General features: G+C 41.2%; 21 protein-coding genes and 2 pseudogenes. 19 read left to right on the top strand and 4 right to left on the bottom strand.

The genetic code is table 11. The features are described 5' to 3' along the window. Positions 1-39: 39 nt before the first annotated feature. The 9 genes from Q8G36_RS05385 (at position 40) to mutL (ending at position 12,238) form a co-directional block, all read left to right on the top strand. Positions 40-1,797: a 2-oxoacid:acceptor oxidoreductase subunit alpha gene (locus Q8G36_RS05385; RefSeq protein WP_305159457.1), complete on the top strand. Its 1,758-nt coding sequence runs from the start codon at positions 40-42 to the stop codon at positions 1,795-1,797. Further along, the gene (locus Q8G36_RS05380) at positions 1,784-2,650 is read left to right on the top strand and encodes a 2-oxoacid:ferredoxin oxidoreductase subunit beta (RefSeq protein ID WP_305159458.1); all 867 of its coding nucleotides are present in this window, start codon (positions 1,784-1,786) and stop codon (positions 2,648-2,650) included. The genes Q8G36_RS05385 and Q8G36_RS05380 overlap by 14 nt, the downstream gene beginning before the upstream one ends. A 30-nt stretch (positions 2,651-2,680) precedes the next feature. Continuing rightward, positions 2,681-3,034: a hypothetical protein gene (locus Q8G36_RS05375; RefSeq protein WP_305159459.1), complete on the top strand. Its 354-nt coding sequence runs from the start codon at positions 2,681-2,683 to the stop codon at positions 3,032-3,034. 236 nt (positions 3,035-3,270) lie between these two features. Continuing rightward, positions 3,271-4,311: an L-threonine 3-dehydrogenase gene (tdh, locus tag Q8G36_RS05370; RefSeq protein WP_305159483.1), complete on the top strand. Its 1,041-nt coding sequence runs from the start codon at positions 3,271-3,273 to the stop codon at positions 4,309-4,311. A 340-nt stretch (positions 4,312-4,651) separates the two neighbouring features. After that, positions 4,652-6,196 (top strand): tRNA (N6-isopentenyl adenosine(37)-C2)-methylthiotransferase MiaB, encoded by a 1,545-nt coding sequence (gene miaB / locus Q8G36_RS05365; RefSeq protein WP_305159460.1) that lies wholly within the window; start codon positions 4,652-4,654, stop codon positions 6,194-6,196. Position 6,197: 1 nt separating this feature from the next. After that, on the top strand, positions 6,198-6,626 hold the full coding sequence (locus Q8G36_RS05360; protein ID WP_034313499.1) for a RicAFT regulatory complex protein RicA family protein: 429 nt from the start codon (positions 6,198-6,200) through the stop codon (positions 6,624-6,626). A 211-nt stretch (positions 6,627-6,837) separates the two neighbouring features. Continuing rightward, positions 6,838-7,377: an outer spore coat protein CotE gene (locus tag Q8G36_RS05355; RefSeq protein WP_192204090.1), complete on the top strand. Its 540-nt coding sequence runs from the start codon at positions 6,838-6,840 to the stop codon at positions 7,375-7,377. 273 nt (positions 7,378-7,650) lie between these two features. Further along, entirely contained in the window at positions 7,651-10,275 is a 2,625-nt protein-coding gene (gene mutS / locus Q8G36_RS05350; protein ID WP_305159461.1) for a DNA mismatch repair protein MutS, read from the top strand. 22 nt (positions 10,276-10,297) lie between these two features. Continuing rightward, positions 10,298-12,238, top strand: coding sequence for a DNA mismatch repair endonuclease MutL (gene mutL / locus Q8G36_RS05345; protein WP_305159462.1), 1,941 nt, complete (start codon positions 10,298-10,300; stop codon positions 12,236-12,238). Positions 12,239-12,367: 129 nt separating this feature from the next. On the opposite strand, the gene Q8G36_RS05340 is transcribed toward mutL, so the two are convergent. Beyond that, entirely contained in the window at positions 12,368-13,021 is a 654-nt protein-coding gene (locus Q8G36_RS05340) for a cupin domain-containing protein (RefSeq protein ID WP_305159463.1), read from the bottom strand. Between the two features lie 344 nt (positions 13,022-13,365). On the opposite strand from Q8G36_RS05340, the gene Q8G36_RS05335 reads away from it, so the two are divergent. The 4 genes and pseudogenes from Q8G36_RS05335 (at position 13,366) to Q8G36_RS05320 (ending at position 17,224) form a co-directional block, all read left to right on the top strand. Further along, the gene (locus Q8G36_RS05335; RefSeq protein WP_305159464.1) at positions 13,366-15,258 is read left to right on the top strand and encodes an OPT family oligopeptide transporter; all 1,893 of its coding nucleotides are present in this window, start codon (positions 13,366-13,368) and stop codon (positions 15,256-15,258) included. Further along, positions 15,248-15,613, top strand: coding sequence for a PqqD family protein (locus tag Q8G36_RS05330; RefSeq protein WP_305159465.1), 366 nt, complete (start codon positions 15,248-15,250; stop codon positions 15,611-15,613). Before Q8G36_RS05335 ends, Q8G36_RS05330 begins: the two co-directional genes overlap by 11 nt. Before the next feature lie 115 nt (positions 15,614-15,728). Further along, positions 15,729-16,536, top strand: a pseudogene (locus Q8G36_RS05325) (SDR family NAD(P)-dependent oxidoreductase). A 79-nt stretch (positions 16,537-16,615) separates the two neighbouring features. Then, the gene (locus tag Q8G36_RS05320; RefSeq protein WP_305159466.1) at positions 16,616-17,224 is read left to right on the top strand and encodes a methyltransferase; all 609 of its coding nucleotides are present in this window, start codon (positions 16,616-16,618) and stop codon (positions 17,222-17,224) included. 100 nt (positions 17,225-17,324) lie between these two features. Here Q8G36_RS05320 and asnB read toward each other — a convergent pair whose 3' ends face one another. After that, positions 17,325-19,208, bottom strand: coding sequence for an asparagine synthase (glutamine-hydrolyzing) (asnB, locus tag Q8G36_RS05315; protein WP_305159467.1), 1,884 nt, complete (start codon positions 19,206-19,208; stop codon positions 17,325-17,327). A gap of 575 nt (positions 19,209-19,783) precedes the next feature. Here asnB and Q8G36_RS05310 point away from each other — a divergent pair. Continuing rightward, complete coding sequence (locus Q8G36_RS05310) at positions 19,784-19,978, top strand: hypothetical protein (RefSeq protein ID WP_305159468.1); 195 nt, start codon at positions 19,784-19,786, stop codon at positions 19,976-19,978. A 120-nt stretch (positions 19,979-20,098) separates the two neighbouring features. Here the strand turns inward: Q8G36_RS05310 and Q8G36_RS05305 are convergent, their stop codons facing one another. Further along, positions 20,099-20,815 carry a GntR family transcriptional regulator gene (locus Q8G36_RS05305; protein ID WP_057278475.1) on the bottom strand — a complete coding sequence of 239 codons (717 nt, stop codon included), beginning with the start codon at positions 20,813-20,815 and terminating at the stop codon, positions 20,099-20,101. 288 nt (positions 20,816-21,103) lie between these two features. Here Q8G36_RS05305 and Q8G36_RS05300 point away from each other — a divergent pair, with 288 nt between their 5' ends. The 5 genes from Q8G36_RS05300 to chbG are packed head-to-tail and all read left to right on the top strand — an operon-like array spanning position 21,104 to position 25,198. Next, positions 21,104-21,412, top strand: coding sequence for a PTS sugar transporter subunit IIB (locus tag Q8G36_RS05300; RefSeq protein WP_305159469.1), 309 nt, complete (start codon positions 21,104-21,106; stop codon positions 21,410-21,412). Positions 21,413-21,416: 4 nt separating this feature from the next. Beyond that, a complete protein-coding gene (locus tag Q8G36_RS05295) occupies positions 21,417-22,766 on the top strand; it encodes a PTS sugar transporter subunit IIC (protein ID WP_305159470.1) in 1,350 nt (449 codons plus the stop codon). Positions 22,767-22,782: 16 nt separating this feature from the next. Continuing rightward, entirely contained in the window at positions 22,783-23,130 is a 348-nt protein-coding gene (locus Q8G36_RS05290; RefSeq protein ID WP_305159471.1) for a PTS lactose/cellobiose transporter subunit IIA, read from the top strand. Further along, positions 23,127-24,470: a 6-phospho-beta-glucosidase gene (locus Q8G36_RS05285; protein WP_305159472.1), complete on the top strand. Its 1,344-nt coding sequence runs from the start codon at positions 23,127-23,129 to the stop codon at positions 24,468-24,470. Before Q8G36_RS05290 ends, Q8G36_RS05285 begins: the two co-directional genes overlap by 4 nt. After that, positions 24,467-25,198, top strand: coding sequence for a chitin disaccharide deacetylase (chbG, locus tag Q8G36_RS05280; RefSeq protein ID WP_305159473.1), 732 nt, complete (start codon positions 24,467-24,469; stop codon positions 25,196-25,198). The genes Q8G36_RS05285 and chbG overlap by 4 nt, the downstream gene beginning before the upstream one ends. 91 nt (positions 25,199-25,289) lie before the next feature. Here chbG and Q8G36_RS05275 read toward each other — a convergent pair. After that, positions 25,290-25,414, bottom strand: a pseudogene (locus tag Q8G36_RS05275) (NAD(P)/FAD-dependent oxidoreductase); the annotation flags it as partial.

The following is a 25,414-nucleotide window of genomic DNA, read 5'->3' as shown; positions in this document are numbered from 1 at the left end:
AATGCATTTATATACGAACGTCCTAAAGGAGTGTAAGACATGATCAATCAACTTTCATGGAAAGTTGGCGGACAACAAGGTGAAGGTATTGAAAGTACAGGAGAAATATTCTGTATTGCCCTCAATCGCTTAGGTTATTACTTGTATGGCTACCGTCATTTCTCATCCCGAATCAAGGGTGGACACACGAATAACAAAATTCGTGTAAGTACTACGGAAACTCGTGCTATCTCTGATGATTTAGACATCTTAGTTGCTTTTGACCAAGAAACAATTGACGTCAATTATAAAGAATTACATGAGGGTGGCATCATAATCGCAGATGCAAAATTCAAACCTGTCTGCCCAGAAGATACAAAGGCAGAATTATATATTGTTCCATTTACGGAAATAGCAGCCGAATTAGGAACATCATTAATGAAAAATATGGTCGCCATCGGTGCGACATGTGCTGTTCTAGGAATGGAAATTTCCGTATTCAACGATGTGGTTGATGAAATATTCGGCCGTAAAGGTGAAGAAATCGTTAAGAAGAATATGGATGCCATTACTGCTGGCTATAAGGCAATGGAAGTGTTGCTTGGAGAAAAACTGGGCGCAATGGAGCTGGAAAAGGCAGACGGCCAAAAAAGAATGTTCATGATCGGTAACGATGCCATCGCTTTAGGTGCAGTTGCAGGCGGTTGCCGCTTCATGGCAGCTTACCCGATTACTCCGGCCTCGGAAATTATGGAATACTTAATTAAAAAACTTCCTCAATTTGGTGGGACGGTCATACAGACTGAAGATGAAATCGCGGCGGCTACAATGGCAATCGGTGCAAACTATGGCGGTGTGCGTGCCATCACAGCTTCAGCTGGACCTGGGCTTTCCTTGAAAATGGAAGCGATTGGTTTAGCGGGCATTACCGAAACGCCAATTGTCATCGTCGATACTCAACGTGGCGGTCCATCTACAGGGCTTCCTACAAAACAGGAGCAATCCGATTTAATGGCGATGATTTATGGTACACATGGTGAAATACCTAAAATCGTCATGGCTCCGAGTACTGTTGAGGAAGCTTTTTATGATACGGCAGAAGCATTCAACCTTGCAGAGGAATATCAATGTCCAGTTATCGTTTTATCCGACTTACAGCTATCATTAGGTAAACAAACGGTTCAGCCGCTTGATTACGGCAAAGTGGAGATAAGACGCGGAAAGTTGGTTGACTTTGAAATTGAAGAGGCTGAAAACAAATCTTACTTCAAGCGTTATGAAGTAACGGAAGACGGAGTCTCACCACGTGTAGTGCCTGGTATGAAAAATGGAATACACCATGTTACAGGTGTTGAACACGATGAAACGGGCAGACCTTCTGAAACGGCTTTGAATCGCAAATTGCAAATGGATAAACGGATGCGTAAGCTGAATAATTTAACTAACACATTCCAAATACCAGTATACAAAAACACACCGCATGAAGAAGCGGATTTATTAATTCTTGGCTTTAACTCAACACGCGGGACGATTGATGAAGCGATCGGCCGGTTAGAAACGGATGGAATGAAAGTGAATCATGCACATATCCGTTTGATTCATCCTTTCCCAGCTGATGAAGTCCTATCATTGGTGCAAAGTGCTAAGAAAGTAGTAGTTATTGAAAATAATGCGACTGGACAATTGGCTAATATCATCAAGATGAATGTCGGACATGTTAATAAAATTAAAAGCATCCTAAAATATGATGGCAACCCATTCCTCCCGCATGAAATTCACACACAATGCAAGGAGATGTTCGAATATGGCAACGTTTAAAGAGTTTCGGAATGATGTAAAACCTAACTGGTGTCCTGGCTGCGGAGATTTCTCCGTTCAGGCTGCCATGCAGCGTGCGGCAGCCAATGTAGGATTGGAGCCGGAGAATCTGGCTGTTGTTTCCGGTATCGGCTGTTCAGGGCGTATATCCGGTTACATCAAGTCATATGGTTTCCACGGCATCCATGGCCGCTCACTGCCAATCGCCCAAGGAGTTAAAATGGCCAACCGTGAATTGACCGTTATAGCTTCAGGCGGTGACGGAGATGGTTTTGCAATCGGGATGGGACACACCATCCATGCGATCCGCCGTAATATCGACATTACGTATATTGTCATGGATAACCAAATTTATGGATTGACAAAAGGCCAGACTTCTCCTAGATCCGCTGCTGGATTTAAAACGAAATCCACTCCAGAAGGATCAATAGAACAGGCTGTTTCACCTATGGAATTAGCATTGTCAGCTGGCGCTACGTTTGTCGCCCAAAGCTTTTCCACTGACTTGAAAGACCTGACGGCGATCATTGAAGCAGGGATAAACCATAAAGGGTTCTCCTTTATCAATGTTTTCTCTCCTTGCGTAACATACAATAAGATCAATACGTATGATTGGTTTAAACAAAACTTAACTAAATTGAACACGATTGAAGGCTATGATTCATCAAATAAAGAACAGGCCATGCAGACTTTGATGCAACATGACAGTCTTGTGACAGGGATTATTTATCAAGACTCTTCACGCCCTTCGTACCAGGAATTAGTGCCAGGGTATGCTGAAAAAGGGTTAAATAAATCAGATCTGACACTAGATCAAGCGCACTTTGATAAGCTTGTTGCTGAATTTATGTAAAAAGTTAAAAGGTTCACCCCTAAAGATGGGGTGAACCTTTTTTTTGTAATTAATTGGAAAGCTCAAGTAGAGAGAATCACTATACTCTCTAAATTAGAATCCGAAGAAATTGCAACGATTCCTTCTGCAACAATGGTGGTCGCGGTCACGATCACGATCACGGTCCCGATCGCGCCTATTACAGCCCCTCACAGCACGACAAAAATTGTCTGCGATTCTATCGTTATCTCTGTCCCGATCTCTGTCCCGATCGCGGTCCCGATCCCGATCCCGATCGTTGTCGCGCCTATTACAGCCCCTCACAGCACGACAAAAATCGTCTGCGATTCTATCGTTATCTCTGTCCCGATCGCGGTCCCGATCATGATTATTGCATCCACATGACATATAAGTCACTCCTTCATAATTTTGTTTTACAAGATATCTTATTCGAGAGCGGACAAGATGCTATAGAAACATGACCCATTTAACAAAAATGTACGAATGCCCAAAAATCATCATTATTAATGTAAAAAGGCCGGTACAAAAGCGATTATGGTATTTTTGTGATTGATTTTTCATATCTTTACATATTAAGGTAGATGAAAAAGAACAGCCCTATTTCAGGGGGAATGTACATGTTGAGAGGTAAAATGAAAGCCGTCGTCAAACACCACCGAGGTTATGGGGCACAATTACAAGTTGTCGATATACCGGATATTCGTGATGACGAGGTCTTGATTCGTGTGAAAATGACCTCGATCTGCGGAACGGATATTCATATTTTCACCTGGGATGAATGGTCACAGGGAAGGGTGAGTCCACCATATGTATTTGGGCACGAATTTGCTGGGGAAGTAATCGAGATAGGAGAAAGAGTCAGCAATGTTTCGGTTGGTGATTGTGTATCTGCCGAAACACATATAGTTTGCGGTATATGCAGGCAATGCTTAACCGGGCAATTCCATATTTGTAAAAAAACAAACATTATCGGTGTTGATGAACAAGGGTGCTTTGCAGAGTATATAGCTCTGCCAGCCAAAAATTTATGGAAAAATCCAAGTGATATGCCACTCGATATGGCTACCATCCAAGAACCGATGGGTAATGCAGTCCATTCAGTGCTAGCTGGCGAGGTGCTGGGTAAAACGGTGGCAATAATCGGCTGTGGTCCAATTGGGCTTATGGCGATTGCTGTAGCAAAGGCCGCGGGTGCTGATAAAGTAATCGCTCTTGATATTAATGATTATCGACTTCAGCTTGCCAAAAAGATGGGTGCTACAGACCTCATTCATTCAATTAAACAGGATCCTTTGGAAATCACGAAAAGCCTTACAAGTGCGGATGGGGTGGATGTTGTTTGCGAAATGAGCGGTAATCCTGCAGCTATCCAACAAGGGTTTAAGATGGCGACGAATGGTGGAAGAATATCAATTCTAAGTCTGCCTTCTAAGCCCGTCACGCTAAATATAACAGAGGATATTGTATTCAAGGGTCTTACTGTCCAAGGGATAACCGGAAGGAAGATGTTTTCAACCTGGCAACAGGTTTCAAGTCTGCTTGAAAGTGGCAAGGTTGATGTAAAACCAATGATTACCCACCGGTTTTCACTTAGCGATTTTGAAAAGGGATTTGAACTGATGATCAAAGGTCAGTGTGGTAAGGTTCTCCTTATACCTTAAACATCTGAAAAGGTGGAAATTGCATGGTCTGCATTTGAAAAATCTTGAAAGGGGAAGGCGTCATCCAAAAATGATAAGAAGAGGCTAATTTCGTCATAGCCTCTTTTTATGTTCTTATTTTCCGTATTTGTGAAAAATTCCTTACAATTGAAGAAGCCACGACAGAATGATTGTTTCTTGCTGTTAAAAGCTTTATACTATGATAATGTGGATATATCACACTTAATAGCTAATATTTACTGGTAATTCTTAAAAAGGAATCCGTATAAATCCAATTGAAGATAGGTCTTGAAATAGTTGGTGAAAGAAATAAACTAACTATTTTGAAAGGAGATTAACTATGAACGAGAAACAACGATTAGAATCACAACAAGTACAGGCTGAGAATCCAGCGGACAAAAAATCCGATAAGGACTTCAGTAAGTACTTTCAAGCCGTTTATATTCCGCCTTCCTTAAAAGATGCAAAAAAGCGAGGAAAAGAAGAAGTAGAATATCATGATGACTTTGCAATTCCTGAAGGTTTCCGTGGAATGGGAGAAGGTAAAAAGTTTTACATTCGTACTTACGGCTGTCAAATGAACGAACATGATACAGAAGTCATGGCGGGCATCTTTATGGCACTTGGTTATCAGCCGACAGATACGGTGGATGATGCTAACGTCATTTTACTAAACACTTGTGCGATTCGGGAAAACGCAGAGAATAAAGTGTTCGGTGAATTGGGGCATTTAAAATCATTGAAATTGGAAAAGCCGGATCTATTGCTTGGGGTATGCGGTTGTATGTCACAAGAGGAGTCAGTTGTAAAGCGGATTCTAGAGAAGCACCATTTTGTAGATATGATTTTCGGAACGCATAATATCCACAGGCTGCCGCAAATTCTTAATGAAGCTTATCTTTCCAAGGAAATGGTCATTGAGGTTTGGTCTAAAGAAGGTGATGTAATCGAGAACCTTCCGAAAGTGCGTAAAGGAAAAACGAAGGCATGGGTCAATATCATGTATGGCTGCGATAAGTTTTGTACATACTGCATCGTACCTTACACAAGAGGGAAAGAAAGAAGCCGCAGGCCTGAAGATATCATCCAAGAAGTCCGTCATTTAGCGGCACAGGGTTACAAGGAAATAACCTTGCTTGGACAGAATGTGAATGCTTACGGTAAAGATTTTACGGATATCGAATATCGTTTCGGCGATTTGATGGATGAAATCCGCAAAATCGACATTCCGCGTATTCGTTTTACGACAAGCCATCCCCGTGATTTTGATGATCACTTGATTGAAGTACTGGCTAAAGGCGGAAATCTCGTTGACCATATCCATCTTCCAGTTCAATCGGGAAGTACAGACACACTTAAAATCATGGCCCGTAAATATACACGCGAACAATATTTAGAGCTAGTAAAAAAGATCAAGGAAGCTATCCCAAGTGCATCGCTAACCACTGACATCATTGTAGGCTATCCGAATGAAACGGAAGAGCACTTTGAAGAAACGATGTCTTTATACCGCGAAGTTGGTTTCGATGCAGCATATACTTACATTTATTCACCACGTGAGGGAACACCGGCTGCGAAAATGCAGGATAATGTACCGATGGAAGTGAAAAAGGAACGTCTGCAACGCTTGAATGCCCTTGTCAATGAAACGTGCGCATTGAAAATGAAGGAGTATGATGGACAGATTGTTGAAGTGCTCGTTGAAGGCGAAAGCAAGAAGAATGCGGAAGTATTAGCAGGTTATACAACGAAAAATAAGCTCGTGAACTTCAAAGGACCAAAATCCGCTATTGGCCAAATCGTAAAAGTGAAAATCACCGGAACGAAAACATGGTCATTAAATGGGGATATGGTTGAAGAAGCAACGGCGATTGAGGTGGAGTAATATGACTAAATATACTAAAGATGACATTCTGAACAAAGCGGCCGAGCTTGCTGAAATGATCGCCAGCACGGAAGAAGTCGATTTCTTTAAACGGGCAGAAGCTCACATCAATGAAAACCAAAAAATCCGTGAAATGATTGCCAGCATCAAGAGCTTGCAAAAACAGGCTGTAAACTTCCAGCATTACGGCAAAGAGAAAGCATACAGTCAAGTTCAGGCCAAAATTGATGCACTGGAAAAACAATTGGATGAACTTCCGATCGTGCAAGAATTCAAACAATCCCAAGTGGATGTAAATGATCTGTTACAAATGGTCTCATCACAGGTATCGAATAAGGTGACGGACCTGATTATTGAATCGACCGAAGGGGATGTCCTTCGCGGTGAGACAGGTTCACAGGTACAAGCAGGCGGCGGAAGCTGTTCATGAATATTAAAAAGCCCTTCTGATTTCAGAAGGGCTTTTTAATATGCGGAAATCCTTATACAGTGCCCATTCGTGACACATATCCCAAAACCTGCGCATAAAATAACCTAGGTTTAAAACATTACAGCAGTTTTCAAACAATTAAAATTCTACGCACACTAGACTTTTACCACGCATAGGATGAATGGAAACTGTATGAGGAGGGTTCGCTAGCATGTCACAATATAGAGAGATAATTACTAAAGCGGTGGTGGCAAAAGGACGTAAATTCACAAAGTCCTCTCACACCATTTGCCCGGCTCATCATCCTTCTAGCATTCTAGGTTGTTGGATCATCAACCATAAATACGATGCAAAGAAAGTCGGCAAAAAGGTAGAAATTCACGGCAGCTACGAAATCAACGTCTGGTATTCTTATAACCATAATTCGAAGACGGAAGTTGTAACTGAAAAAGTGCAATATACCGACGTTATTTCGCTGAAATACCGTGATCCCGATTGTCTTGATGACCATGAAATCGTTGCAAAAGCTGTCCAACAGCCGAATTGTTTAGAAGCTTGCATCTCCCCATGTGGACAAAAAATCATTGTCCATGTGGAAAGGGAATTCTTTGTGGAAGTCGTCGGCGAAACGAAAATTTGTGTCGCTGTAAGTCCAGATGGCCGCTGTGAGGATGACTGGGGCTCTGATTTCGATGATGAGGATTTCGAAGATTTAGATCCGGATTTCCTTGATGAATTCGAAGACGAATAGAATATAGAAATTAATACCGGATGACAATCCCTTCATCCGGTTTTATTTAATTTGAAGCGGGACAAGTCCCTTGCAGGACTGGCAATGAGAAAAAAAATAGGGATGTAATGTTATCCTATCCGTGCGTAGGGCTTTGCAGATACAGCTAGCTCACAATTTAAAGGATAATTGATTTACCATGCAATTTCGAATACAGGCAATGTTGCTTTCCTGTATGTTATAATGAAGGACATAAATGTGTAATAGATTTTAGTTTGGAAAGGTTTTGAAGGAATGGCTGGATATACTCCGATGATACAGCAATATTTAAAAATTAAGGCAGAGTATCAGGATGCCTTTTTATTTTTTCGTTTAGGCGATTTTTATGAAATGTTTTTTGACGATGCACTTAATGCATCCCAAGAGCTCGAAATCACATTAACGAGCCGAGAAGGCGGTAGTGAAGAGCGAATTCCGATGTGCGGCATTCCGTATCACTCGGCTGCTAATTATATTGATATATTGATAGAAAAAGGTTTTAAAGTAGCTATCTGTGAACAAACCGAAGATCCGAAGCAAGCCAAAGGTGTGGTACGCAGGGAAGTTGTCCAGCTGATTACTCCGGGAACGAAAATGGATAGTAAGGGTCTTCGTGAAAAGGAAAATAATTATATTGCCACCATCACTCATTTCACGGATGGTCAGTTTGGCTTTGGATACAATGATTTATCGACAGGGGAAAATAAAGTCACTTTGATTGAGAGTTTCGAGGAAGTTCTGAATGAATTTGCCATCCTTGGTGCGAGTGAAGTGGTCATTGCCGAGGATTTCAATGAAGAGTGGAAAAAAAAGCTCCAAGAACGGGGCGCTGCCGCCCTATCCCTAGAGAGTAATTTGGTTCAAAGCGAGTCATTCGTTGCATTGCTTCATCCGTTAAAAGACCAGAAACTGGCGACAACGACCTCACGTTTATTGAATTATCTATACCGTACCCAAAAACGCAGCCTGGATCATTTACAGCCAGTACTTGCATATGAAACATCACAATATATGAAAATTGATTATTATAGCAAGCGCAATTTGGAATTAACTGAAACCATTCGTTCCAAAGGTAAAAAAGGCTCATTATTATGGCTGCTTGATGAAACAAAAACAGCCATGGGCGGAAGGATGCTGAAACAATGGATTGATAGACCGCTCATTAATAAAAAACAGATCGAGCGGAGACAAAGCCTTGTTGAAACCCTGAAAAATCAATACTTCGAACGGCAGGACTTACGTGAACGCCTGAAGGAAGTGTACGACTTGGAGCGGCTTGCCGGAAGGGTGGCCTTCGGGAATGTAAACGCTCGGGACTTGATTCAACTGAAACGTTCATTGCAACAGGTGCCGATCATTCGTGAAATCGTGAAGTCAATGGCTTCCAATCAGGATATTTCAATTCTGGCCGATAAATTGGATCCTTGCGAAGAAGTGACGGATTTGCTTGAAACGGCGCTAGTAGAAAACCCGCCATTGTCCGTGAAGGAAGGGAATATCATTCAGGACGGTTTCCATAAGGAGCTGGATACATACAGGGATGCCAGCAGAAACGGGAAAACTTGGATTGCACAGCTTGAACGCGAAGAGCGGGAACGCACCGGGATCAAATCATTGAAAATCGGATATAATCGTGTATTTGGCTATTACATTGAAGTCACACGAGCCAATTTGCATTTGCTTGAAGAAGGCCGTTATGAACGGAAGCAAACTTTAACGAATGCCGAACGTTATATCACGCCTGAATTGAAAGAAAAGGAAGCTTTGATTTTACAAGCAGAAGAAAAAAGCATCAGTTTGGAGTATGACCTATTCCTCAATCTTCGTGAAGAGGTCAAAAGCTATATCCCGCGCTTACAGGATTTAGCGAAAGGCGTCAGTGAACTGGATGTGCTGCAGTGCTTTGCTACGATTAGCGAAGAACGCCATTATGTGAAGCCAGTCTTTTCTGATGATCGAAGAATCGTACTGAAGGAAGGCCGGCATCCAGTGGTCGAGAAAGTCCTTCAATCACAGGAGTATGTCCCCAATGATTGCTTTATGGATGGAGACCGGGAGTTACTCTTGATTACAGGGCCCAATATGTCTGGTAAAAGTACGTATATGCGTCAAATTGCGCTAACATCGATTCTAGCGCAAATTGGATGCTTCGTATCCGCAAGTATAGCTGAATTGCCTATTTTCGATAAGGTTTTTACTAGGATTGGCGCGGCAGATGATTTGATTTCCGGTCAAAGTACATTCATGGTCGAGATGCTTGAAGCAAGAAATGCCATCACGAATGCGACAGAAAACAGTTTGATATTATTTGATGAAATAGGGCGGGGAACATCAACTTATGATGGGATGGCGCTTGCTCAGGCCATCATTGAATATATTCATGAGGAAATTGGGGCAAAGACTCTCTTTTCGACTCATTATCACGAATTGACTGTATTGGCAGCGGAACTGCCAAAATTGAAAAATATCCATGTCAGTGCCATTGAGCAAAATGGAAATGTCGTTTTCCTTCATAAAATTAAAGAAGGGCCAGCAGATAAAAGCTATGGAATTCATGTGGCTAAGCTAGCTGACTTACCGGAGCAGTTAATAGATCGGGCGGCCGCTATTTTAGCGCAGCTAGAGAATGAAAATGGACAGGCAAAGGCGATGTCTGAACAGCCTGTTGCTGTAAAAGAGCCTATTGCCGAAGCTGCCCCGGTAACATCCGTCAATGAGGCACAGCTTTCTTTCTTTGGGGAAGAGGCTCCTATAGGAAGAGTGATTTCTTCACCTAAGGAAAAAAAGGTGCTGGATGATATAAAATCACTGGATATCCTTGAAATGACGCCGCTTGAGGCAATGAATACCCTTTATAAATTACAAAAGAAACTTAAATGAGAATTAAAGCGAGGCGATAAAAATGGGAAAAATCATACAGCTTGATGAGGCTTTATCTAATAAAATCGCAGCTGGTGAAGTTGTTGAACGCCCAGCCTCAGTCGTTAAGGAACTAGTGGAAAACGCAATAGATGCAAACAGTACCATTATAGAGATTGAATTGGTGGAGGCTGGACTTGGTTCCATTCGGATCGTGGATAATGGCGATGGGATTTTGGCTGATGACATAGAAGCGGCATTTAAACGCCACGCCACAAGTAAAATAAAAGATGAAAATGACCTTTTCCGAATTCGAACACTTGGCTTTCGCGGTGAAGCAATGCCCAGTATTGCTTCAGTTTCCCGTTTTGAAATGAAAAGCAGCACTGGCGAAGGTGTAGGAACGCGCATACTTCTTGAAGGAGGCATGGTTAAGGAACTTGAGGCTTCATCCAGCCGGAAAGGAACGGATATCCTGGTTTCCGACTTGTTTTACAATACTCCTGCAAGGTTGAAATATATGAAAACCATTCATACCGAGCTAGGAAATATTACGGATGTCGCTAACAGGCTCGCACTTTCACATCCGGATGTTTCTATACGGTTATCACACAACGAGAAGCGAATCCTGCATACGAATGGTAACGGTGATGTCAGGCAGGTGCTAGCCGCAATCTATGGTACGAATATTGCCAAAAAGATGATTCCGATTCAGGCAAGCTCCCTGGACTTCAAATTATCCGGGTATATCGTTATGCCAGAGGTCACCCGGGCTTCAAGGAATTATATTTCAACCATGATAAACGGCCGCTTCATCAAAAACTATGCGCTCGTGAAAGCAATCCTGGATGGGTACCATACACTTCTTCCAATTGGGCGTTTTCCAATTGCTTTGTTGAATATTGAAATGGATCCGATTCTTGTCGATGTCAATGTACACCCATCCAAAATGGAGGTAAGGCTCAGCAAGGAACAGGAATTGTACAGTCTTGTATCGGAAACGATCAAATCTTCGTTTAAAAAGATGACTCTAATACCAAGCGGATATACACCAACATCAAAGCCGGAACAGGTGAAAAGTGAGCAAACTGCGCTGGAATTGGACCATGTTGTGGAAAGCGGCAAGCGTGTCCTTGAAGAAGCCAAGAAAGAAGCTTCACTCTTGAAGGATACCTTGATTCGGGAAAAGCAGGAACAAAAGAGCTATGAGGATCATAATGAAGATTTCAATCTTGAACCAATAAAGGAAATAATCTATAGCAATGAACAGCAGCAAATGGAAGATATCTATGTACCGGTCTTACAAGATGATGAAAGTAAACCATATTTCGAGTCGGCTGAAAAGTATACAACCTACACTGTCGAACAAGAGGAAGAAATCGAGGAGAATGAACCGGACAGCCGCATCCCTCCCATGTACCCGATTGGGCAAATGCATGGAACATATATTTTCGCCCAAAACGAAAAAGGTTTATATATCATAGACCAGCATGCTGCCCAGGAACGGATCAAATACGAATATTTTAAAGAAAAGGTCGGACGTGTTGAAAACGAGCTACAGGATATGCTGGTTCCCATCACACTTGAATTTTCAACAGACCAATGTATCCGGATAAATGAATATCGTCATGAGTTGGAAAAAGTCGGCGTCTATTTAGAGGAGTTTGGCTATAACGCCTATATTGTCCGATCGCACCCACAATGGTTCCCTAAAGGAATTGAACAGGAAATCCTTGAAGAAATGATAGAACAATTGCTATCGATGAAAAAGGTCGACATCAAAAAATTGCGCGAAGAAGCAGCCATCATGATGAGCTGTAAAGCCTCCATAAAGGCAAACCGGCATCTGCGCAATGATGAAATCCAAGCACTATTGGATGAACTAAGGCGGACAACAGACCCCTTCACATGCCCTCATGGAAGACCTATCATCATCTCTTATTCCATTTATGAAATGGAGAAAATGTTCAAGCGGATCATGTAATTAAAAGCAATGGAGAACTCTTATGTAATAGGGTTCTCCATTGCTTTTTTCGATTCCGATTTATTAGATGCCATCCATGAAGTTGTATAGGCCCTCGAACAGGGGTGATCGAGTTCCCTGCACTTATCTTCAATAATAATAATATGGGGGAGTGGGCTGGAATTGATAGTTGTATGCGGGGGCAGTACACATTTGGTTATCATAGTGATTATGATATTGAGGATATTGCTGCATGTCTTCTTCGGCCGCTCGATGGCAGTTGGCTGGCGGACCGATGAATGTTGAGGGGTGAATCGGTGTAATTGCTTTTTTCCATTGGTTTTCATCCATGCAATACGTATGTGCCATAATATTTGCAGGTGTTAATTTCAAGATATCCGAACCCAGGATCACCTCAGGTGTTGATGCATTAAAAATGGCCAGCAGATGAGTATTATCCGTATTAGCCACTTCATAATGCCACCAACCTTGTGGAACGTTGGCTACTTGGCCAGGTTTAATGGGATAATTTTGTATTTGCTTAGTAAAAGGATTCAGTAATGAAACGGTTGCCGCTCCAGAAATGCAATACACTAGCTCTGCAGCATTTTGGTGATAATGCGGTTCTACGACATTGTTTGCACTAAGGTAAATATCTAATAAAGAAACATTTTCGAGTGTGTTCAATTGTTTGATACCTAATACATTTATATAGTTTTGATTGTCTTTTTTCATGAAATTGCTTTTATTAACATCAAAAAAGTGTTGTGTGGATGGTGAAGTATAGTCCATATAGGAGACCATGAATTTATCATTCCTTTTTTCAGACTTGATTTTTCAGGATATGTTAGATCTCATTTTAAAGTGCAATAACCCAGTGGGTTAATTGCTTATGGAGCTCTAATAAGGAGTGCTGATGGTCCCGTCATTGAATGAATGAGATGCAGTGATTTCGTGTAACGAATAAGCCCAAAAACAATGGTTATTAGCTGAATATTATTTTTATATATTTTAAAATCGAAACTGCTAATCTGATTATTAGATATAATCAGACATTTGGTGAGCGGAATTTTACCATTGCGTCAATTTAAATTACAGTGATATAATGTTCTCTGTGATTTTAAAGTTTAACATAGGAAGTGGCTAAATTGTCGAACAATTCAAAAGAGAGTAAATTTGTCCCGTACGTCTCTGCATCTAAATCTCTACCGGAATTAACTGCAACTGCAATCATTCTAGGGATCATTCTTGCAATCGTATTCGGGGCGGCAAATGCATACTTAGGCCTACTTATTGGTTTAACTGTCTCTGCTTCAATACCCGCAGCGGTAATTTCAATGGCTATTTTAAGAGGGGTTTTTCGCAGGGATTCAATATTAGAAAACAATATTGTGCAAACGATGACCACGGCAGGTGAGGCTATTGGTGCCGGTGCTGTATTTACCATTCCAGCATTATTCATGTGGGACATGGACGTGAGTCAAGCATTCATCATTTTCGTTGTATTAACTGGGGGATTTTTAGGGGTCTTCATGATGGTTCCCCTTCGCCAGCTTTTGATTGTAAGGGAACATGAAACATTACCTTATCCTGAAGGTACGGCATGTGCCGAGGTTCTGAAGTCAGGAGAAAAGGGTGGTACAAGCGCGAAACTAATCGGAGCCGGTTTGGTAATCGGCGGTGTCGTTAAAGGGCTTGGTGATGGGTTTAAGCTTTTCAAGACAGAAGTTGAAACAGGAATCACGAATTTTAAAAATGCAGTGGTTGGTCTTGATGCCTTTCCTTCCCTTTTGGGTGTAGGTTATATTATTGGACCGCGTGTTGCAGGACAAATGCTAGGTGGGGGTTTATTAGCCTGGGTCGTTCTAATACCGGCCATCAGCTTTTTTGGCGGAAGCAATGGAACTGCCATTTTCCCTTCCGATGTACCGATCGGTGAATTGGATGCATGGGGAATTTGGGATAATTATATACGATATATTGGTGCTGGTGCCGTTGCAACTGGCGGATTGATTACATTGATCAAAACATTACCAATACTTTTCAGTTCAGTTTTTGATACTCTTAAAGGCGTAAAAGCCAATAAAGGACAACTAAAATCAGGTTCGATCCGTACAGAACAAGACATACCCGCTAAATACGTTTGGTTGGGAACGATCATCGTGATTTTAATCATTGCTTTCACACCTATAACAGATGTAGGAATCATCGGTGCGATTGCAATTGCGATTTTTGGATTTTTATTCGTAACAGTGGCTTCAAGGGTTGTTGGGATCGTCGGAAGTTCTTCTTCCCCTGTTTCTGGAATGACGATAGCTACACTATTGATTGTAGCGATTGTCTATAAAGCTACTGGTTTTACTGGTACGACTGGAATGGTAGCCGCTTTAACCGTCGCTGCGATCATTTGTACAGCACTTGCGGTTTCAGGTGATGTTTCCCAAGATCTAAAAACAGGATATATCGTCGGCGGAACACCATGGAAACAACAAGTTGCCATGATGATCGGTGTTGTTGCGTCCGCTTCTGTCATTGGTTTTATCCTGGTTCTGATGGATAACGCCTATACGATGGGATCTGCAGAACTACCTGCACCTAAAGCGGCACTAATGAAAATACTTGCTGAAGGTGTTCTAGGGGGAGATTTACCTTGGACCCTCATCTTTATCGGTGCGGCTATTTCCATCACATTAGAATTTTTCGGTCTGAATTCACTTGTTGTTGCAGTCGGCATTTACTTGCCGGTTCATACTAGTGCCCCAATCATGATCGGTGGATTGATTCGATTCTTCGTTGAGTTCTTCTCGAAAACAAAAGAAGCGCTTAAATCACGGGTTGATAGAGGTGTATTATTTGCCTCAGGTTTAATAGCGGGTGAATCATTGATTGGTGTTCTTATTGCCATATTGATCGCAGCCGGTATCCAAGTTCCGGCTGCGGCTAAATTAGCCAGCAATTTGCTACCATTTTTACTATTCCTTGCTCTGGCTGGATTGCTTTGGTTCGTATCCAGCAAAGGGAAAAAAGAAGATGCTTCGTAAACGCCAATCAAAAAAGAGGAACCTGTTAACCATGGTTCCCCTTTTGGAAAGACGCGTCACTATGGTACAAGAATCTGCGGAAGCAAATTTTTTGGTCATTCAAAGGACCAATTTTGTGGAACGAATTACAATTCGTTTCTTTAAACAACCATCAGTCCGTAAAATCAAGCTTGATAAGTTTGGGGCATATGCCATTAAACAGATGGACTTCCAAAGGAATGTAAATCAGATTTCTGAAGCGATGAGTGAACATTTTGGAGAGGAAGCAGAACCAGCCTTACCGCGGCTGATGAAATTTCTGGAAATTCTTGAGGTTCATGATTGGATCATATGGGATGATGAAGAAGAAAAATGAAAAAAGCTGAAGCTCTTTTTGATGCTTCAGCTTTTTTCTGTTTTGGATTTGGCAAACGGTTAGTCATGATTAGTAAAGCAGTAATATTCAATTTTTGAAGAGCAGGTGGGGTATTATTGGGAGAGTACAAGATAAAGTAGCATTAGTGACAGGTGGAGCTTCAGCTATAGGGTTATTCATATCCACACTAAAGGCTATAGAAGGGGCAAAAGTCGTGATTGCGATTATAACGAAGCAGGGAGCAAAAGAAGCAGCCGAAAACATTAAAAAACAAGGTGGGGAAGTGGCTGGAGTATTCTTGGATGCTGGACAAGCAGATTCCATCCAGGCAGCAGTCGACTACCATTGAACAATATGGAACGGTTACGGTACTTGTTAATAATGTGGGTTTAACTAACCAACATAAAGATCTGGATGTCGTGAATTTAGATTTGGAAGAATGGGACTGGCTTACGGATGTGAATTTAAAAAGTATCCTATTGGGAAGCAGGTTTGCAATTCCTCACATGGTTAAAGCGGGAGGAGGATCGTTTATCAATACGGCCTCAATGGCTGGATTTACAGGTGACTCCGTACGATCCGCATATGGTGCGTCCAAAGCGGGGGGAGTGAATTTGACTCGTTATATCGCTGCACAGTATGGTAAAGATCATATTCGTTGTAATGGAGTGGCACCAGGACTTATTTTATCTCCTGCAGCAAAAAATAATATGCCTCAGGTCGTACTCGATATCTTTGCAAAATTTAATGCATTGCCATATCATGGGGAAGCGGATGATATCGGTTATACCGTACCATTCCTTGCATCTGACGAGTCCAAATTCATTACCGGTCAGACGATCCAAGTGGAAGGCGGTCATTTATCAGCCAACCCAAGCATCTCTGATTTTAATGTTTATGTAAATAAAGCAAAATCCAATTAATTGTATGGACATTCATATAACAAAAACTTATCCGGGGGAAGCACAATATTTAAAAACAATGAAGGAGGTGCATAAAACAATGGAAGAGACGGATTATGATGAAATGCTGAACATCAGGACGGAAGGTGAACAAATAAATTTCAATGATTCTTTGCATTATCACCGATACGAACCTACGCCATACAGCGCATTGGAACATTTATTCAAAAAATATGCACTGAAAAGAAATGATCGCATTGTGGATTTTGGATGCGGTAAAGGACGCTTGAATTTTTTTATCCATCACTTATATCAATCATCTGTGGTTGGCGTGGAGATGAATGAAAATTTCTATAAAGAAGCGATCGAGAATCTGAATGGCTACATGAAGAAAAGAAAAAACAACGATGGCAATATAGAATTCCACTGTTGTTTGGCAGAAGAATATGATATTGATACGAAAGACAATCGTTTTTATTTCTTTAATCCTTTCTCGGTACAGATTTTCATGAAAATCATCAATAACATTTTGCTTTCCTTTGAAAAAGAACCGCGCCAAATCGAACTTATATTATTTTATGCTTCACAGGATTATATTTTTTTCCTCGAAAATCAAACCGCCTTCGAGCTGAAAAACGAAGTGATGTTACCTGGCTTGACTGAATCTAATCCTTTTGAGAAATTCGTCATATACCAATTGGTAAATTGAATGGATACTCATATTTGGGTGATAATCAAGTAAATATTAAAAGCACCCAAGCAATCATTCATTGATGCTTAGGTGCAATGAGTGAAGCCATTAAAGGTGCTCAATTGACAGCATATTGTAAAATCTTTTGGGGCTCATATTGTTTTTCTATATAAATTTGATGCCAAATCATAAAAGTTAAAATGGTCCAGAGCTTCCGGCTGTTGTCCGCTTTATTATTTACATGGTTTTCAAGTAATTTCATAATTTGCGCTTTGTTAAAAAGATAGTCAGTCGGGCTTTCCTGGATTAACCTTACTGCCCAATCGTATAATTCCTCCTTTAACCAATGGCGTATCGGAACAGGAAAACCTAGCTTCTTTCTGCTCCATACATGTTCCGGCACTATCCCGCGGGCAGCTTTTCGGAGCATGTATTTGGTCGTTCCATTTCTTACCTTTTGATCCATACTAAGTTTTGAAGCTGTATTGAAAACGCATTTATCCAAAAAGGGAACCCTCACTTCTAAAGAATTCGCCATGGACATTTTATCTGCCTTCAATAAAATATCGCCTTTTAGCCAAGTTTGAATATCAATGTTTTGCATTTGGGTAATAGGATCATACCCTAAAGAACTTGAATAGATGGGATTTGTCACTTTCTCATTTTCTAAACCGTTGAGATAATTCACCAGTAAAAGTTTTTTCTCTTTCTCGTCGAATATGTTTGCGTTTCCGATATATCGGTTTTCTAAAGGTATCACTCCGCGCTCTATAAAACTCTTTCCTCTAACACCTTCTGGCAAAACAGAGGAAAGCGCCTTCAACACTTTGTTCAACGGTGCTGGTAAATAGGAAAACATGCGCAGGGAATGGGGCTCCCGGTAAATATTATATCCACCGAATAACTCATCTGCCCCCTCACCGGACAAGGCGACCTTGACGTGCTTTTTAGCTTCCCGTGCGACAAAATATAGTGGAACGGCAGCGGGGTCTGCTAAAGGATCATCCATATGCCAGATGATCTTCGGAAGTTCTGCCAAGAATTCTTCAGGACTTATGATATAACTTATATTTTCTACATGTAGAGCGGCTGCTGTTTCCTGTGCAACGTTTATTTCACTATATCCATCTCTTTCGAACCCAACAGAAAAAGTTTTGATTTTAGGGTTAATCTCTTTTGCGATGGAGCAGATAAATGATGAATCAATCCCGCCTGATAGAAAAGATCCAACCGGAACATCACTTCTCATATGGACGTTCACGGAATCCAGCAGAGTTTCTTGTATTTCTTTCATGACCTTTGAATCTTCTATATTGGAAGGGTGAAAACTAGGTTTCCAGAACCTTTTTATATCCATTTTCTTTCCGGGCTCTTTAGTGAAGTAATGCCCAGGTAATAACTTTTCAATGTTTTTGGATAGGGTGGATGGTTCGGGAACATATTGAAAACTGAGAAAATGCTGTAATGAATTCACATCCAGCTCTTCATTCATTGCTGTCAAAATACTCTTTTTTTCTGATGCAAAGTAAGTAACATCATCTTGCTCACAATAGAAAAAAGGCTTGATTCCAAAGTGGTCCCTTGCACCAAAAAGCTTTAGTTCGCTTTTATCCCAAATGACAAAAGCGAACATGCCGCGCAATTTCTGGACGGTTTCCTCTTTTTTGCTGCTATAGAGAGCCAATATTACTTCCGTATCAGAATCTGTCGTAAACTCATATCCTTCATCAATGAGTTCTTTCCTTAGTTCAATGTAATTATAGATTTCGCCATTAAAAATGATCCAATATCTTTCATTTTCATATGAAAGCGGTTGGTTACCATTATCTATATCGATTATGCTTAATCTCCTAAATCCAAAATTCACAAAATCATCAAAAAAATATCCTTCATCATCCGGACCCCTATGGGTAATGATCGTGTTCATCTTCTTGATCGTTTCTTTCATATTTGAATTTATGGCTTTCGGATATTCTTGAATACATCCAACAAAACCGCACATAAAATCCACCTGCCTAATAATTTAATAGTAAGAGATTTCCTAGTAACTTTTATCGAGATATAACATAGGTATAAAGTTGAATATCGATCTAAGTAATAGTATATCCCTAGTCTACTAGGTTAGGTTATTATGCTATATTTGTCAATTTTACTCATATAATGAATGTATTTGTAATTATGTGAAATTGTATCCAGAAACGCAACAAAAAGAGGCAATCGTTATGATTGCCTCTTAGACTGTAGTCAAATTCGGAGAAAAGCCAGTTTGCCTAGAGTTTTTTCTGAAAAAACATTCCAGTTGATTTCAGAAATCCGCTCCCTTTCCGGCGACTGTCCACCAAGCCGCATCAAAGCAAGCGTCTGTGGGGTCTCGTCCAGCCAGTTATTCGGCAGGAGTGTCGGCAAATTTCTTCAATCTAGTGATGGTTTCATCCATATAAAAAAGTGAAAAACATAAAGGATAACTAAGTCTTCTTTTTTTATAATTATGATTCGGGGTGAGAGCATTCCGAAACTCCTTTTGTCGACAAATTGATGAAACCGCCAGACTGTAGTCAAATTCGGAGAAAAGCCAGTTTGCCTAGAGTTTTTTTTGAAAAAACATTCCAGTTGATTTCAGAAATCCGCTCCCTATCCGCCGACTGTCCGCCAAGCCGCATCAAAGCAAGCGTCTGTGGGGTCTCGTCCAGCCAGTTATTCGGCAGGAGTGTCGGCAAATTTCTTCAATCCAATGAGGATTCCATCCATAAAAAAGTAAACCATGAAGGATAACCAAGTTTTCAAATCATGGTTCGATGTGAGAGCCTTCCGAACTAGAATGCCGTATAAAAGTACACACAAAAAGGGGATACCTTAATTAATAAGGCATCCCATTTTTTTATCTATCAAAAATCAATAGTTCCGCTCGATGACAAAGTGTGCACGATCGCCTCTAAAGAGAGTTTTAGAGAATTCAATGACCGATCCATCATTCTCATATGTGTAAGTTTCCAAGGAAAAACAAGGTGAACCGTTCGGTACATCCAATTTATCAGAAATGGAATCGTCGGCAAGTGAAAACTCCAAGTGTTCGACCGTTTTTTTTACTTTTAAATTGAATTGTGTTTCAAGTACTTTAAAGAGTGATTTTTCACAGGCTTCGATATTAAGCCCGGGTGTTTTATACCAAGGGAGAAAGGCAATTTCATATTGAAGGGGGATGTCGTTTACGTAACGTATCCGTTCCAGTTTGTTTACGGGGTCTCCAATATTTTGTTTGAAAAGCTTGGCAAGTGTAGCATTTGCTTCAATCACTTTTAAGCTAATGACCTTTGTAGAAGGGTTTTTTCCTTGCATCGTGACTTGCTCAGAGAACTTTTCAACCGTGCTTGTAAGAAATTGCTTCACTTTATTCTCTGAAACGAAAGTACCTTTGCCTTGAACACGGTAGATATAGCCTTCGACGTTCAATTGCTGCAAGGCCGTGCGAACTGTTGTCCTGCTTACTCCGTAGATTTTACAAAATTCGGCCTCAGTCGGTAATTTTGTATTTGTTTGATATTCGCCATTTTTTATGAGATCGATAATCGATTCCTTAACTATGGAATGCAATGCCGCTTCTTTATTCATGGTCTCCACAGTGATTCCTCCTATGTTCATTCCCAATATATACATATAGATTATCTCGGATAAGTTCAATAATCAACTTTAATTCACAAATTTGTAGTAACAAATTAAAAATTGTGTTGATATTTTTTTGATTTGTAACTACAATGTATGTATGGAGGTAATAATACCCATTTCATATAGCCTTTCAAGGGAAGTGATAAAACAAAGTAACATCGACTATTATAAAAATGCGTTTAAGTCTTACTTGAGAATACTGAATAATCAATCATTAAAAGGGGGGTAATTTCAATGAATATCTTATTATGTTGTTCTGCAGGGATGTCTACTAGTTTATTAGTTACAAAGATGGAGGAAAGCGCTAAAAAACAAGGGATAGAATGTCATATATGGGCTGTGGGTTCTACAGAAGTGAACAATGAAATAGACAAGGCTGATGTGATTTTATTAGGTCCGCAGGTTAGATATCTTCTTTCCAAGTTACAGGAAGCGGGGGCAGAAAAGGGAATTCCAGTCGCAACCATCAATCCAATGTTCTATGGACTATGTAATGGTGAAGAAGTGCTAAAACAAGCCACTACTTTAATAAAAGGAGAATAAGGATATGATGACTTTTATTGATAAGTATATTATGCCTGGGGCGGTAAAGGTAGGGAATAACCGGCATTTGCTTGCGATTCGTGACGCATTGATTGGAATGATAGCGATTACAATGATTGGGTCATTCGCCGTCCTGTTTAATAATCTCGGGCAAGTCATCAAGCCTTATGGAAGAATGATGGAGGCTATCTTCGGTCCTGCATGGAATACGCTGGGCGGTGATATTTGGTTTGGAACCTTTGCATTCATGACGGTTTTCGCTGTATTCGGCATCTCGTATAAATTGGCACGATCATACGGTGACGATGGTTTTGAAGCGATGCTTGTTTCAGCAGCCTGTTTCTTTTTATTATTGCCTCAAATCGGAAATGTCACTTTAACAATCGATGATAAGGATGTAACAGGCGGGGCATGGGGGTTTGTAAGCGTGAACTATTTTAATGCTACAGCCCTATTTACAGGAATTGTCGTTGCCTTAATTGCCACTGAAATCTTTGTGAGACTTTCCCGAGTGAAATATTTAGTCATCAAGCTTCCTGATGGAGTACCTCCAGCGGTAGCCCGTTCATTTGCAAAATTAGTGCCGGGTATGGCGACGATCTTTATCGCTGGTGTATTCGGACTGCTCTTCCGTAAAGCTACGGATGGGCAGGTACTGAATGACTGGTTGAGTAAAGTGATTGTATCTCCATTACAAAGTGCAGTAGATTCATTGCCATTCGCAATTTTACTAGTATTTCTTGTTCATTTATTATGGATGATCGGTTTACATGGACCCAATATCCTTGGCGGGATAACGACACCGCTTTTTGAAAGTTCGGGAGTGAAAAATATCGATTTATATGCAAAAGGCGTCAAAGACATGGACCAATACGGGGTATTGGCAGGTTCTTTCCTGGATGCATTTGTTTATTTAGGCGGATCTGGTGCAACACTGGGCCTTATCATTGCAATGATCATTGCCGGTCGGAAACGGTATAAACAGATGATTGCACTTGGAGGGGCACCAGGAGTGTTCCAGATTAACGAACCCATTCTTTTCGGATTGCCTATCGTTCTGAATCCAATGTGGTTCATCCCATTTGTTCTCGGCCCGGTAATTACAACGGTGATATCTTATATTGCGGTAAGCAGCGGAATGGTTTTCCCGATCGTTGCTAAGATTCCATGGGTTACCCCTCCGATTGTGGGTGGATTCCTGGCCACAGGCGGGCATGTGTCTGGAGCGGTCTTGGCTGCAATCAACTTAGTCATTTCAACAGCGATTTATTTACCATTCGTTTATGCCCAAGTGAAGATAGACACCAAAAATAAAGCAGAGCTTACAAAAGATTCAGAAACGCTAAGCGTTTAAGAAAGTAGTGATGAAAATGGAAAAAGAAGAATTATACCAACTATCCTTTCAATTGATTTTATATAGCGGGAATGCGAGAAGCTTTGCAATGGAAGCGATGCAGGAAGCAAAGAAAAGGAATTTTGATTCTGCTCGCGTGAAAATAGCCGAGGCCGAAACGGAATTATTGCAAGCCCATAAATACCAAACCCAATTAATCCATGCTGAGGCGGGCGGGGACCATTTTAATCTACCCATTATCCTGGTGCATGCCCAAGATCATTTAATGACAGCGATGACTTTAAAGGATCTTGCAATTGAAATGATTGATCTACGCGAAGAATTCTTACATGCAGATGCTGTGAAGGAGAGGACTGCTGAATGAGCAAGGGGCTGAAGATTGTCACGATTGGCGGAGGTTCGAGTTATACGCCTGAACTGATCGAAGGCTTCATTAAATATCATGAAGAACTTCCCGTGAGTGAAATTTGGCTTGTGGACATCGAAGCGGGAAAGGAAAAGCTTGAAATTGTCGGGAATTTGGCAAGAAGGATGATTGAAAAGGCTGGTGTGAATATTGATGTCCATCTCACGCTAGATAGAAAGAAAGCGCTTAAAGGCGCTGATTATGTAACAACCCAGCTGCGGGTTGGCCAGCTCGCAGCAAGGGCGCTTGATGAAAAGATTCCATTGAAATACGGAGTGATCGGACAGGAGACGAATGGACCAGGCGGGCTTTTCAAGGCTTTTAGAACGATTCCCGTCATTCTGGATATTGCTCATGAAATGGAGGAATTATGTCCGGAAGCTTGGCTGATTAACTTCACGAATCCGGCAGGAATGGTAACGGAAGCAGTTCTGCGTCATAGTACTATTTCCAAAATCATCGGCCTTTGCAATGTACCGATTGGTATGGAAAGAGGAGTTGCGGATTTGATGGATGTAGACCCTTCAAGAGTCCGGATCGACTTTGCTGGCTTGAATCATATGGTTTACGGCTTGGATGTATTCGTTGATGGCGAGAGTGTCAAAGATCAAATCATCCATTTGATTACAGATCCAGCTAAAGCTGTCACGATGAAGAATATCCATGCAATGGGCTGGGAGCCGGAATTCCTTAGAGCGTTAAACCTGTTTCCGTGTCCATACCACAACTACTATTATAAAACAGGAGATGTGCTGGCCCAAGAATTGAAGGATGCGGAAAAAGGGGAAACTCGTGCAGAGGTCGTTCAAAGACTTGAAGCAGGTTTATTCGAGCTATATAAAGACCAGGATCTGGCTATCAAGCCCCCTCAGCTTGAAGAGCGCGGAGGTGCGTACTACAGTGATGCGGCTGTGCGGTTGATTTGCTCGATGCATACGGATAAGCGGGATATTCAAGCGGTGAATACCGTCAACCATGGTGCGATTGAAGGCATCCCTTACGGCTCGGCGATTGAAACCAGTTGTGTGATAACCAAGGATGGTCCTAAGCCAATCAATGTAGGGGAGCTTCCTGTCGCTGTCCGCGGATTAATTCAGCAAATCAAATCCTTTGAAAGGGTAGCCATCGAAGCTGCAATTTCAGGGGACTATGATACTGCTTTGCTTGCCATGACGATCAATCCACTCGTTCCAAGTGACCGGGTTGCAAAACTTATCTTAGACGAAATGCTGGAGGCACATAAAGATTATCTGCCGCAGTTTTTTGAAAAAAAGGAGTTGCAGGATAATTTATCATGATTGAAGTCCTTGTAAATGCAGATGATTTCGGGTTAACTAAAGCGGTGAATTATGGGATTTTGGATAGCCATAAATATGGAATTGTCAATTCGGCAACAGTCATGATGAATGCGAAAGCAACGGAGCATGCGATTGAAATCGCAAAGAAGACACCGTCGTTGAAGGTAGGTATACACTTAGTGCTGACATGGGGAAAGCCTTTGTTGAGTGATGTTCCGAGTTTAGTTGACGAATCTGGTTTCTTTAAGAAGCAAGGGTTAGTATATGGGGATCCTGCCGGTATTTCCTTGAGCGAATTGGAGAGGGAGTGGTCAGCACAAATCGAAAGATTCTTGGAATTTGGTTTATTTCCGACTCATTTCGACAGCCATCATCATGTACACGGGATCACAGCATTTCTACCTGTTATAAAAAAGCTGTCTGATATTTACGGATTGCCAGTGCGTAATACCGGAAGGCACCTCGCTGGGATTCAAACCGTTACAGATGTATTCCTGGATGATTTTTATGGAGAAATGGTGGTTGAAGATTACTTTCAAGGCTTGAAGGGGAGGGTAATGGATGGGGCGAGCGTGGAGATCATGACCCATCCTGCTTATATGGATGAAGAATTGATGGAAGTCTCCTCTTATAATGATAAACGATTAAAAGAAACCCGGATTTTGACAAATGCAAAATTACCTGAGGGATTTTTCCTTAGATTCAGCATCAACCAAGTTAAGATTTGATTTCTTTAAATATAGCCCTTTAATACAAAAGAGGACCATTCATCAAATGATGAATGGTCCTTTTAAATTTAATGAGTGCTTTATCCTAAAATTAATAAGCCAAGCTGAATAGGGCTTTGATGTGTGATAGATAGCGAACATTACTTGCTTCTTTCATCAATGTAGCCGGCAGACCTTTAAGGGAAGTGTTATTGGCCCCGACGGTTGCCACTGCAT

The sequence above is a fragment of the Peribacillus frigoritolerans genome (assembly GCF_030676415.1).
Classification (GTDB): Bacteria; Bacillota; Bacilli; order Bacillales; family DSM-1321; genus Peribacillus; species Peribacillus frigoritolerans_A.
This window is presented reverse-complemented; position numbering and strand designations above follow the sequence as displayed.

What these genes read in the sequence shown, in the direction of transcription:
- Q8G36_RS05385 (WP_305159457.1), top strand. Translation starts at nt 40, where the DNA reads ATGATCAATCAACTTTCATGGAAAGTTGGCGGACAACAAGGTGAAGGT.
- Q8G36_RS05380 (WP_305159458.1), top strand. Translation starts at nt 1,784, where the DNA reads ATGGCAACGTTTAAAGAGTTTCGGAATGATGTAAAACCTAACTGGTGT.
- miaB (WP_305159460.1), top strand. Translation starts at nt 4,652, where the DNA reads ATGAACGAGAAACAACGATTAGAATCACAACAAGTACAGGCTGAGAAT.
- Q8G36_RS05360 (WP_034313499.1), top strand. Translation starts at nt 6,198, where the DNA reads ATGACTAAATATACTAAAGATGACATTCTGAACAAAGCGGCCGAGCTT.
- Q8G36_RS05355 (WP_192204090.1), top strand. Translation starts at nt 6,838, where the DNA reads ATGTCACAATATAGAGAGATAATTACTAAAGCGGTGGTGGCAAAAGGA.
- mutS (WP_305159461.1), top strand. Translation starts at nt 7,651, where the DNA reads ATGGCTGGATATACTCCGATGATACAGCAATATTTAAAAATTAAGGCA.
- mutL (WP_305159462.1), top strand. Translation starts at nt 10,298, where the DNA reads ATGGGAAAAATCATACAGCTTGATGAGGCTTTATCTAATAAAATCGCA.
- Q8G36_RS05340 (WP_305159463.1), bottom strand. Translation starts at nt 13,021, where the DNA reads ATGGTCTCCTATATGGACTATACTTCACCATCCACACAACACTTTTTT.
- Q8G36_RS05330 (WP_305159465.1), top strand. Translation starts at nt 15,248, where the DNA reads ATGCTTCGTAAACGCCAATCAAAAAAGAGGAACCTGTTAACCATGGTT.
- Q8G36_RS05320 (WP_305159466.1), top strand. Translation starts at nt 16,616, where the DNA reads ATGGAAGAGACGGATTATGATGAAATGCTGAACATCAGGACGGAAGGT.
- asnB (WP_305159467.1), bottom strand. Translation starts at nt 19,208, where the DNA reads ATGTGCGGTTTTGTTGGATGTATTCAAGAATATCCGAAAGCCATAAAT.
- Q8G36_RS05305 (WP_057278475.1), bottom strand. Translation starts at nt 20,815, where the DNA reads ATGAATAAAGAAGCGGCATTGCATTCCATAGTTAAGGAATCGATTATC.
- Q8G36_RS05300 (WP_305159469.1), top strand. Translation starts at nt 21,104, where the DNA reads ATGAATATCTTATTATGTTGTTCTGCAGGGATGTCTACTAGTTTATTA.
- Q8G36_RS05295 (WP_305159470.1), top strand. Translation starts at nt 21,417, where the DNA reads ATGATGACTTTTATTGATAAGTATATTATGCCTGGGGCGGTAAAGGTA.
- Q8G36_RS05290 (WP_305159471.1), top strand. Translation starts at nt 22,783, where the DNA reads ATGGAAAAAGAAGAATTATACCAACTATCCTTTCAATTGATTTTATAT.
- Q8G36_RS05285 (WP_305159472.1), top strand. Translation starts at nt 23,127, where the DNA reads ATGAGCAAGGGGCTGAAGATTGTCACGATTGGCGGAGGTTCGAGTTAT.
- chbG (WP_305159473.1), top strand. Translation starts at nt 24,467, where the DNA reads ATGATTGAAGTCCTTGTAAATGCAGATGATTTCGGGTTAACTAAAGCG.